The organism is Pseudomonas migulae NBRC 103157 (assembly GCF_002091715.1).
GTDB classification, from domain to species: Bacteria; Pseudomonadota; Gammaproteobacteria; order Pseudomonadales; family Pseudomonadaceae; genus Aquipseudomonas; species Aquipseudomonas migulae_A.
The window spans coordinates 1-10,964 of record NZ_BDAG01000079.1 but is presented as its reverse complement, the minus strand read 5'-3'; the positions used below and the strand labels follow the sequence as shown (position 1 = coordinate 10,964).

Annotated in this window: 8 protein-coding genes and 1 other RNA gene; 3 read left to right on the top strand and 6 right to left on the bottom strand. The window is 59.9% G+C overall.

Annotated features, from left to right (window positions below):
* Positions 1-150 precede the first annotated feature (150 nt).
* The 6 genes from rlmF to PMI01S_RS30390 all read right to left on the bottom strand — a co-directional run bounded on the left by rlmF (position 151) and on the right by PMI01S_RS30390 (position 8,014).
* Positions 151-1,173, bottom strand: a complete 1,023-nt coding sequence (gene rlmF / locus PMI01S_RS30420) for a 23S rRNA (adenine(1618)-N(6))-methyltransferase RlmF (RefSeq protein WP_084323865.1) — start codon at positions 1,171-1,173, stop codon at positions 151-153.
* Between the two features lie 225 nt (positions 1,174-1,398).
* On the bottom strand, positions 1,399-4,245 hold the full coding sequence (locus PMI01S_RS30410) for a valine--tRNA ligase (protein ID WP_084323864.1): 2,847 nt from the start codon (positions 4,243-4,245) through the stop codon (positions 1,399-1,401).
* 500 nt (positions 4,246-4,745) lie between these two features.
* Positions 4,746-5,151, bottom strand: a transfer-messenger RNA (tmRNA) gene (gene ssrA, locus PMI01S_RS30405).
* A gap of 469 nt (positions 5,152-5,620) precedes the next feature.
* Positions 5,621-6,010 carry a DNA polymerase III subunit chi gene (locus PMI01S_RS30400; protein ID WP_084323863.1) on the bottom strand — a complete coding sequence of 130 codons (390 nt, stop codon included), beginning with the start codon at positions 6,008-6,010 and terminating at the stop codon, positions 5,621-5,623.
* An 8-nt stretch (positions 6,011-6,018) separates the two neighbouring features.
* Positions 6,019-6,447 (bottom strand): DNA polymerase III subunit chi, encoded by a 429-nt coding sequence (locus PMI01S_RS30395; protein WP_084323862.1) that lies wholly within the window; start codon positions 6,445-6,447, stop codon positions 6,019-6,021.
* 76 nt (positions 6,448-6,523) lie between these two features.
* Positions 6,524-8,014: a leucyl aminopeptidase gene (locus PMI01S_RS30390; protein ID WP_084323861.1), complete on the bottom strand. Its 1,491-nt coding sequence runs from the start codon at positions 8,012-8,014 to the stop codon at positions 6,524-6,526.
* A 417-nt stretch (positions 8,015-8,431) separates the two neighbouring features.
* On the opposite strand from PMI01S_RS30390, the gene lptF reads away from it, so the two are divergent.
* From lptF to PMI01S_RS31805, 3 genes are read left to right on the top strand one after another with little or no spacing between them, the layout of a single operon-like run.
* Positions 8,432-9,550, top strand: coding sequence for an LPS export ABC transporter permease LptF (lptF, locus tag PMI01S_RS30385; protein WP_084323860.1), 1,119 nt, complete (start codon positions 8,432-8,434; stop codon positions 9,548-9,550).
* Entirely contained in the window at positions 9,543-10,604 is a 1,062-nt protein-coding gene (gene lptG / locus PMI01S_RS30380) for an LPS export ABC transporter permease LptG (protein WP_084323859.1), read from the top strand. Before lptF ends, lptG begins: the two co-directional genes overlap by 8 nt.
* A 51-nt stretch (positions 10,605-10,655) precedes the next feature.
* Entirely contained in the window at positions 10,656-10,829 is a 174-nt protein-coding gene (locus PMI01S_RS31805) for a hypothetical protein (protein ID WP_159439543.1), read from the top strand.
* Positions 10,830-10,964: the final 135 nt, after the last annotated feature.

Below are 10,964 nucleotides of genomic sequence, written 5' to 3'. Positions count from 1 at the left end.
TGTGATTCAGCACAAACACCACAAAACCAATGTGGGAGCGGGCTTGCTCGCGAATGCGGTGGGTCAGTCACATTGAATTCGACTGACACACCGCTTTCGCGAGCAAGCCCGCTCCCACATTTGATTTTCACAGGTCAGAAATAGCCTTACTCAGCTTTTACGCACCCAACGCTCGCGCCACACCTGCTGTTCGGATTTGGTCTGGAAGGTCCAGGCAACGAAGCGGCTTTGCTTCTGCCCCTGGGACATTTCCACGACCTGGCTTTCCAGCACGCCGGCCTTTTTCAGCGCCGTCTGAATCGCCGGAAGGTTCGAGGCTTTCGAGACCAGGGTGCTGAACCACAGCACTTTGTGCTGGAAATGCGCGCTCTCGGCGATCAGTTGCGTCACAAAACGCGCCTCGCCGCCTTCGCACCACAATTCCGCCGATTGCCCGCCAAAGTTCAATACCGGCAGTTTGCGTTTCGGGTCGGCTCGGCCCAGTGCGCGCCATTTGCGCTCGCTGCCTTTGGTCGCTTCGTCCATCGAGGCGTGGAACGGCGGGTTGCACATGGTCAGGTCAAAGCGTTCGCCCGGCTCGAGCAGGCCCAGCAGGATGTGCTTGGGATTGCTTTGCTGGCGCAATTGAATGGCCTTGTTCAATCCGTTGGACTGCACGATGGCTTTGGCTGCCGCCACCGCCGTCGGGTCGATTTCCGAGCCGAGGAAGTGCCAGCGGTAGTCGCTGTAACCGATCAACGGATAGACGCAGTTGGCGCCCATGCCGATATCGAGCACCTTGACCGGTGCGCCGCGCGGGATTTCGCCGTCGTTGACGCTGGCCAGCAGGTCGGCCAAAAAGTGTACGTAATCAGCACGGCCCGGCACCGGCGGGCAGAGGTAATCCGCCGGAATGTCCCAGTGAGCAATGCCATAGAACGACTTGAGTAGCGCCCGGTTGAACACCCGCACCGCGTCCGGGCTGGCGAAGTCGATGCTTTCCTTGCCGTACGGGTTGATGATCACGAATTTCGCCAGTTCCGGCGTGGTTTTGATCAGCGCCGGGAAGTCGTAACGACCCTGGTGGCGATTGCGCGGGTGCAGGCTGGCCTTTTCACGCGGTTCCACGGTTTTGGCCGGGGTGGCGGAGTCAGGCTTTTTGCGCGCAGGGCGGGGGGTGCGAGGGGCGTTCATGGGCGTGGTCGATTCGGGTATGGCTAAAAGTGGCGGGTATTGTCCCATATCTGTCGTCACAACGCGGTGCGCGTTTCTGTAGGAGCCGGCTTGCTGGCGATCTGGGCGATGCGGTGTTTCCGAAAGACCGCGTTATCGTTCTTCGCCAGCAAGCCGGCTCCTACAGGACCGTGGGAAATGAAAAAGGGAGGCCAGATGGCCTCCCTCTTTCATTGCGATTTGCCGTTACAGACTGGCAATCCGCGCATGCTGCTCGGCCAGCTTGCCCAAAGCCTGTTCAGCTTCAGCCAGTTTGGCGCGTTCTTTCTCGATGACTTCGGCCGGGGCCTTGTCGACGAAACCGGCGTTGGACAGCTTGCCGCCCACGCGCTGGACTTCGCCCTGCAGACGCAGGATTTCCTTGTCCAGGCGCGCCAGTTCGGCGTCCTTGTCGATCAGGCCGGCCATCGGCACCAGCACTTCCATCTCGCCCACCAGCGCGGTGGCGGACAGCGGTGCTTCTTCGCCAGCGGCCAGCACGGTGATCGATTCGAGGCGAGCCAGTTTCTTCAACAGGGCTTCGTTCTCGGTGAGACGACGCTGGTCTTCGGCGCTGACGTTTTTCAGGAAAATGTTCAGCGGCTTGCCCGGGCCGATGTTCATTTCGCCACGGATGTTGCGCGTGCCGAGCATCAGTTCCTTGAGCCACTCGATGTCGTTCTCGGCCGCCGGATCGATGCGCTCTTCGTTGGCCACTGGCCAGGGCTGCAGCATGATCGTCTTGCCTTCGATACCGGCCAGCGGCGCGATGCGCTGCCAGATTTCTTCGGTGATGAACGGCATGAACGGGTGCGCCAGACGCAGCGCGACTTCCAGTACGCGAACCAGCGTGCGACGTGTACCGCGCTGGCGTTCGACCGGCGCGTTTTCGTCCCACAACACAGGCTTGGACAGTTCCAGGTACCAGTCGCAATACTGGTTCCAGATGAACTCGTACAAGGCTTGTGCCGCCAGGTCGAAGCGGAACTGGTCGAGCTGACGGGTCACTTCAGCTTCGGTGCGTTGCAGCTGGGAGATGATCCAGCGATCCGCCAGCGACAGCTCGTAGGCTTCGCCGTTCTGGCCGCAGTCTTCGCCCTTGTCCAGCACGTAGCGCGCGGCGTTCCAGATCTTGTTGCAGAAGTTGCGATAGCCCTCGACGCGGCCCATGTCGAACTTGATGTCGCGACCGGTGGACGCCAGCGAGCAAAAGGTGAAACGCAGGGCGTCGGTGCCGTAGCTGGCGATGCCGTCGGCGAACTCGTCGCGGGTCTGCTTCTCGATCTTCTTCGCCAGTTTCGGCTGCATCATGCCGGAGGTGCGCTTCTGCACCAGATCTTCCAGCTCGATACCGTCGATGATGTCCAGCGGGTCCAGGACGTTGCCCTTGGACTTGGACATCTTCTGGCCCTGGCCATCTCGCACCAGGCCGTGAACGTAAACGGTCTTGAACGGAACCTGCGGTGTGCCGTCTTCGTTTTTCACCAGATGCATGGTGAGCATGATCATCCGGGCAACCCAGAAGAAAATGATGTCGAAGCCCGTCACCAGCACGTCGGTGGAGTGGAATTTCTTCAGGAACTCGGTCTGCTCAGGCCAGCCGAGCGTGGAGAACGTCCACAGGCCCGAACTGAACCAGGTGTCGAGAACGTCGTTGTCCTGTTGCAGCGCAACGTCCGGGCCGAGGTTGTGCTTGGCACGCACTTCGGCTTCGTCGCGACCGACGTAGACTTTGCCCGACTCGTCGTACCAGGCCGGAATCCGGTGGCCCCACCACAACTGACGGCTGATGCACCAGTCCTGGATGTCGCGCATCCACGAGAAGTACATGTTTTCGTATTGCTTGGGCACGAACTGGATGCGGCCGTCTTCAACGGCGGCAATCGCAGGTTCGGCCAACGGCTTGGTGGACACGTACCACTGGTCGGTCAGCCAAGGCTCGATGATGGTGCCGGAACGGTCGCCTTTCGGCACTTTCAGCGCGTGATCATTGACGCTGACCAGCAGGCCGGCAGCATCGAACGCAGCCACGATCTGCTTGCGCGCTTCGAAGCGGTCGAGGCCGACGTATTCGGCCGGGATCTTGCCGTCGATGCTTTCGTTCAGTGTGCCGTCGAGGTTGAACACCTGGCAGGCCGGCAGTACGGCGGCGTTTTTGTCGAAGATGTTCAGCAGCGGCAGGTTGTGGCGCTTGCCGACTTCGTAGTCGTTGAAATCGTGGGCCGGGGTGATTTTCACGCAGCCGGTGCCGAATTCAGGGTCGCAGTAATCGTCGGCGATGATCGGAATGCGGCGGCCGACCAGCGGCAGCTCGACGAATTTGCCGATCAGGGCCTGGTAGCGTTCATCGTTCGGGTTAACCGCTACGGCGGCGTCGCCGAGCATGGTTTCCGGGCGAGTGGTCGCGACGATCAGATAATCATTGCCTTCAGCGGTCTTGGCACCGTCGGCCAACGGGTACTTCAGGTTCCACAGGAAACCTTTCTCGTCGTGGTTTTCCACTTCGAGGTCGGAAATCGCCGTGTGCAACTTGGTGTCCCAGTTGACCAGGCGCTTGCCGCGATAGATCAGGCCGTCTTCGTGCAGGCGCACGAAGGCTTCTTTAACGGCTTCCGAGAGGCCGTCGTCCATGGTGAAACGCTCGCGGCCCCAGTCTACGGACGAGCCGAGGCGGCGGATCTGACGGCTGATGTTGCCGCCGGACTGATCCTTCCATTCCCAGACTTTCTCGAGGAATTTCTCACGACCCAGGTCGTGACGATTCTGGCCCTGGGCTTCGAGTTGGCGTTCCACCAGCATTTGCGTGGCGATACCGGCGTGGTCGGTGCCCGGCTGCCACAGGGTGTTGCGACCCTGCATGCGGCGGAAACGGATCAGGGCGTCCATGATCGCGTTGTTGAAGCCGTGACCCATGTGCAGGCTGCCAGTGACGTTCGGCGGCGGGATCATGATGGTGTAGGACTCGCCCGCACCTTGCGGGGCGAAGTAATTCTCAGACTCCCAGGTGTTGTACCAGGAAGTTTCAATGGCGTGCGGCTGGTAGGTCTTATCCATGCGCGGCGGGACCCTATTGGCATTAATTCAGGAAAAGCCGACGAGTATAGCGGGGCATGGGGCACAGGGCGAGCGGGGGCGGACAGGCGCGGAGAGAATGTGCAGGCCAGCTTTTGTGATGGGGGGATGAGTGGGGACGTTCTTTTGACATCAACCTCTGTAAAGGACGCAGATAGCTTCGGGCGTCAGATGGGTGGCGTATCGCCGTCAGGTTTGACCAAGACGGCAGACAAACCTTCCCAAAAAGAAAAAGTAGTTAACTGTGTCGGGAGTAACTATCTCTGTTAGTTGATGTGTTTGCTCATGCGCACATTATCAATCAGATAGTCGTACTTGTTTTTTGGTGCCTCAAGCACGATAAAAAACCAAAAAAAAAGCCACCCCTGAGGATGGCTTTAGATCGGTCATCACTTCTGATGACCTGGCGGCCACCTCTCCAGGTGACCTGTTTTGCTGCCAATGACGTTTTGTCAGCAAAGGGGTGAAGTAACTACTTCGTTTGGTGGAGCCGGGGGGATTTGAACCCCCGTCCGCCAGTACTCCGCTGTCGGTTCTACATGCTTAGCCCGTTCAATTAAGTTAACCCGTCGCCGCCCGAGGGGCAGGGTGCTAAGGGCGAGCTGTGTAATATTTAGCCGTTACGTCCACAGCACACTACGCGGCGATTCTGTTCTATATGACAATCAGGTCGGGTTTACAGAAATCCCCTGGTGATTGCTGGCGCCGAGGCAGCCAGAAGTGCTTAGGCGTAGATCTTTTCCTTGAAGGAGGAATCGTTCATTGCAGGAGCACCGTAGTTGGCAAGTTTGGCAACTATCAAGTATGTAACAGTGGATTTACGAGTGCTGTTACCCACTCGGCATGCCCCTAGAGTTTTGTTACCGGCGTCGAATCCTAATCGGCCCCAAGTGCGCTAAGGCAGGGCGAATATAAGAAGGGATGGATAAATAATCAACCGATTTATTTGTTGGTTGTTGAGCGTTTTTTGAAAGATTTTTAGTTGAGGGGCGCGGTAATTGGTTGTGGGAATAAACCATTAATTCGAATAGTTGTATAGGGAGTTTGTTTCCCCAGTGAGAGCTCTTGAGAGTTATTTGATATTGGGTGATATGTGCGCCCAAGTACGGGCTGCAGTGACCCCCGCGTGAAAGACGTACCTATACGAGAGCACGATTCTGCGCCCGTTATCGGGGTTGTATCGGGATCGGGTTTTTCGATGAAATGGCGGGACTCAACTTCAGTCTCCTATTGGAAAAAGGTGAGTTGCCGAGCGGAATTTTGCAGTTCCCCCAATCGTGCGCGATCAGGAGTGCCAGTATCGATAGCCAGACTCCATATTTGGGACTCCCCAAATATGGAATCTCCTGCAGAAGGTTCAGTCGTTGTACTGGTTCAACAACCGCTCAAGACGCGCGCTGAGGCGGCGTTTGATTTCGGTTTCGATGTGCGGGGCGAAGTCGTCGATCACGTCTTGCATGATCAGTTGTGCGGCGGCGCGCAGTTCGCTGTCCAGGTGCAGCAGGTCGTCGGGACCTTTGCTGGCAGCAGGTGCCGGTTGCGCGGCAGCGGCAGTGGGTGTCGGTTCGACGGTGGTCTGGCTGGCGCTGACCGTGTCGAACAACATCGGAATCTGTTCCTGGTCTCCGTCCTCGACCGTGTCGGTCAGCAGCGGCGGTTGCAGGTTGTCATCGCCGAGCAATTGGCGGATCGACTCGAGGTCGTCCAGCAGGTGCGCGGACTTTTGCAGCGGTTTTGGAGTGTCCATCGGAATGCTCAGAGTCGCTGTAAACGGTGATCTTGCAGAGGATAGCCCTGTTCGCGGTAGAAACGGAAACTCTCCCGCGCAGCCGCACGAATCGTCGGATCTTCCACCACCACTTCCGCCACGCGGGCGAACTTGTTGGCAAACGCCGGGGCTTTCAGGTCAAGGTTGACCAGCAGGTCCTGATGTTGACCGCAGTCATCGCCAAGCCCCAGCACAATCAAACCCTCAGGCTCGCTTTCAGCAGGACCGTGGGGCACGAAACTTTCGCCCTTGAAGGCCCACAGGCGCGCATCGAGATCGTCGCGCTGGGCGGCATCGCTGCAATGCAGGTAGATGCGGTGGCCCATGCGCCAGGCTTTTTCGGTGAGCTTGCAGGCGAAATCCAGCCGCGCCGAGGGATCGGCGCTGGGCAGGATATAGAAGTCGACTTTGGTCATTGCGGTTCCTGAGCCCAGGGCAGCGACAGGAGCTGACCCGGGAATTGTAGGAGCGAGCAAGCTCGCTCCTACAGGGTTAGGCTTTGGCGCGGTCCAGCAGGTACTGGGTCAGCAGAGGAACCGGACGGCCAGTGGCGCCCTTGTCCTTGCCGCCGCTGGTCCAGGCCGTGCCGGCGATGTCCAGGTGCGCCCAGTTCAGGTTCTTGGTGAAGCGCGACAGGAAGCAGGCGGCGGTGATGGTGCCGGCTTTCGGGCCGCCAATGTTGGCGATGTCGGCGAACGGGCTGTCCAGCTGCTCTTGATACTCATCGAACAGCGGCAGTTGCCAGGCGCGGTCGTCGGCAGCCTTGCCGGCGCTCAGCAGTTGGCCGATCAATTCGTCGTTGTTGCCCAGCAGGCCCGACGTGTGGGAGCCCAGTGCAACGACGCAAGCACCGGTCAGGGTCGCGATGTCGATCACGGCTTGCGGCTTGAAGCGCTCGGAGTAGGTGAGGGCGTCGCACAGCACCAGACGGCCTTCGGCGTCGGTGTTGAGGATTTCCACGGTCTGGCCGCTCATGGTGGTGACGATGTCGCCCGGACGCGAAGCGTTGCCGCTCGGCATGTTTTCGGCGCAGGCAAGGATGCACACCAGGTTGATCGGCAGCTTCAATTCGAGCACGGCACGCAGGGTACCGAAGACGCTGGCGGCGCCGCCCATGTCGTACTTCATTTCGTCCATGCCGGCGCCCGGCTTCAGGCTGATGCCGCCCGTGTCGAAGGTGATGCCTTTGCCGACCAATGCGTACGGCTTCTCGGATTTCTTGCCGCCGTTGTATTGCATCACGATCAGGCGCGGCGGTTGGGCGCTGCCCTGGCCAACGGCGTAGAACGAGCCCATGCCCAGTTCCTTGATTTTCTTCTCATCAAGGACTTCGACTTTCAGGGTTTTGAATTCTTTGCCGAGGTTCTTCGCTTGTTCGCCGAGGAATGTCGGGTGGCAGATGTTTGGCGGCAGGTTGCCCAGGTTGCGGGTAAACGCCATGCCGTTGGCGATCGCGGTGGCGTGTGCCACGGCACGCTCGACTTCAGCCTGGGCGGCCTTGATGGTCACCAGGGTGATTTTCTTCAGGGCGCGAGGTTCGGCTTTCTGGCTCTTGAACTGCTCGAAGGAATATTCGCCGTCCACCAGGGTTTCGGCCAGCAGACGGGTCTTGCCGTAGCTGTCGCGACCTTTGACCACGACTTCGTCCAGCGCCAGCACGGCATCGCTGCCGCCCAGACCTTTAAGGGTGCTGAGGACGCCGGCGATGATTTTGCGGAACGGGCGGTCGCCCAGCTCCTCGTCCTTGCCCACGCCCACGAGCAGCACGCGCTCGGCTTTCAGGTTCGGCAGGCTGTGCAGCAGCAGGCTCTGGCCGACCTTGCCGGCCAGGTCGCCGCGCTTGAGCACAGCGCTGATCGCGCCGCCGCTCAGTTCGTCGAGCTGCTTGGCAGCGGCACCGAGCTTGCGACCTTCGCTGACGGCGACCACCAGAGTGGCGGTTTTCAACGTTTGCGGGTTAACGCTTTTTACAACCAGTTCCATGTCGGGGTCCCTGAATTAATGGGTAAAACGCGAGGGCTCGACGGTATTTGCTTGAGCCTGCTCATAAATAGAAAGGCGCAAGTCACGGCTTGCGACAAAGGCCGCAGTTTGAACCTCGGTCCCCGAGCCTGACAACCCTCGGTTGTACGATCTTCAATGTTTTGGCGCCCCTGTAGGCGCGAGCCTGCTTGCGAAAAACCTGAGGGCGCCACGGGGTATCAGGTTTCCCGCATTATCGTTGATGCTCATCACGAGCAAGCTCGCTCCTGCATAGCCTTGCGCCAGCGCATTGCGCAGTGACAGGCGCACCCAATCACAGGATAATGCGCCAACTTTTTTCGGCGGCTCTGTCTTGCGGGCTGCCTGATACGTTTGCTTGTTTGGCCGCCTTAGCCTGACAACCCTGGAGTGTCTGGTTTGATTGTCTTCCGTTATCTGTCCCGCGAAGTCCTGTTGACCTTGAGCGCCGTCAGCGCTGTGCTGCTGGTCATCATCATGAGCGGGCGCTTCATCAAATACCTCGCCCAGGCGGCCGCCGGCCTTCTGGATCCGGGCTCGCTGTTCCTGATCATGGGCTTTCGTCTGCCGGGTTTCCTGCAGCTGATCCTGCCGCTTGGCCTGTTCCTCGGGATTCTGCTGGCCTACGGTCGCCTGTACCTCGAAAGCGAAATGACCGTGCTGTCGGCCACCGGCATGAGCCAGCAACGCCTGTTCACCATGACGCTGTTTCCGGCCACGCTGGTTGCGCTGGTGGTGGCCTGGCTGAGCCTGAGCCTCGCGCCACAAGGCGCCAATCAGTTCCAGTTGCTGCTGAACAAGCAGGACGCCCTGACCGAGTTCGATACCCTTGAGCCGGGTCGCTTCCAGGCCTTGCGCGACGGAACCCGGGTGACCTACACCGAAACGCTGTCGGATGATCGCATCCACCTCGGTGGCGTGTTCATTTCGCAAAAGAACGTCTCGTCCGACAAGACGGACCGCGGGATTTCCGTGCTGGTGGCCGAGAAGGGCCGTCAGGAAATCCGCCCCGATGGCAACCGCTACCTGATTCTCGACAATGGCTATCGCTACGACGGCAACCCGGGACAGGCGGACTACCGTGCAATCAAGTACGAAGAATACGGCGTATTGCTGCCTAAACCGGACGTGAGCGACGAAGTCACCGACCGTGATGCGATGCCCACCCGTTCCTTGCTCGGCAGTGACGACCTGCGCTCCCGCACCGAGCTGCAATGGCGTCTGTCGTTGCCGTTGCTGGTCTTCATCGTGACCTTGATGGCGGTGCCGCTGTCGCGGGTCAATCCGCGCCAGGGCCGTTTCCTCAAGCTGCTGCCGGCGATTCTTCTTTATATGGCTTACCTGAGCATCCTGATTGCCGCTCGCGGCGCCCTCGAAAAGGGCAAGATCCCGCCCGCGCTGGGTCTGTGGTGGGTTCACGCGATTTTCCTGGCCATCGGCCTGGGCTTGCTCTACTGGGAACCTCTGCAGTTGAAACGGGCAAGTCGCCGCAGCGCGCTGGAGGTGGCCCGTGGTTAAGCTCGATCGCTACATCGGCAGCAGCGTTTTCATCGCGATCCTGGCGGTACTGGGGATCATTCTCGGTCTGGCGACGCTGTTTGCCTTCATCGACGAGATGGGTGATGCCAGCGACACCTACACCCTGGTCGATGTGTTGAGCTATGTCCTGCTGACGGCGCCGCGCCGTCTCTATGACATGTTGCCGATGGCGGCGCTGATCGGCTGCCTGATCGGCCTTGGCAGTCTGGCCAGCCACAGCGAACTGACCATCATGCGCGCTGCGGGCGTGTCGGTTGGGCGAATCGTCTGGGCGGTGATGAAGCCGATGCTGGTGTTGATGCTGGTCGGTCTGTTGATCGGCGAGTACATCGCGCCGGCAACCGAAAGCACGGCGCAGGCCAATCGCTCGCTGGCTCAGGGCAGTGGCGATGCGCAAAGCGCCAAGCATGGCCTGTGGCACCGCCAGGGTGACGAGTTCATCCACGTCAACTCGGTGCAACCCAACGGTCTGCTGTACGGCGTGACCCGTTATCGTTTCGATGATCAGCGCCACATGCTGTCCTCGAGCTTCGCCAAGCGTGCGGAGTTCGACAAGGATCACTGGCAGTTGAGCGATGTCACGACCACGCTGTTCCATGGCAAGAGCACCGAAGTGGTGACGGCGCCGGTCGAGCGCTGGAACGTGGCGCTGAGCCCGCAATTGCTCAGTACCGTGGTGATGTCGCCGGATTCGCTGTCGATCACCGGTCTGTGGGGTTACATCCACTACCTGGCGGATCAGGGCCTGAACAATGGCCGGTATTGGCTGGCATTTTGGGTCAAGGTGTTGCAACCGCTGGTCACCGCCGCCCTGGTACTGATGGCGATCTCCTTCATCTTCGGACCTTTGCGTTCGGTGACCCTCGGTCAGCGGGTTTTCACCGGCGTGCTGGTGGGCTTCACCTTCCGCATCGTCCAGGATCTGCTGGGGCCTTCGAGTCTGGTGTTCGGTTTCTCGCCGCTGTTTGCGGTGCTGGTGCCAGCGGGTGTGTGCGCCCTGGCGGGTGTCTTCCTGCTGCGCCGAGCCGGTTGATTGCACTCTATAAAACACACGAACTTGTAGGAGCCGGCTTGCTGGCGATGGGTGCTCGGCGGTCATCCAGACCCACCGCGGCGCCTCTATCGCCAGCAAGCCGGCTCCTACAGAGACCGCCACGTCCAGGATCTGCTGGGGCCTTGGAGTCTGGTGTTCGGTTTCTCGCCGCTGTTTACGGTGCTGGTGCCGGCGGGTGTCTTCCTGCTGCGCCGAGCCGGTTGATTGCACTCTATAAAACACACGAACTTGTAGGAGCCGGCTTGCTGGCGATGGGGGCTCGGCGGTCATCCAGACCCACCGCGGCGCCTCTATCGCCAGCAAGCCGGCTCCTACAGAGACCGCATCGTCCAGGATCTG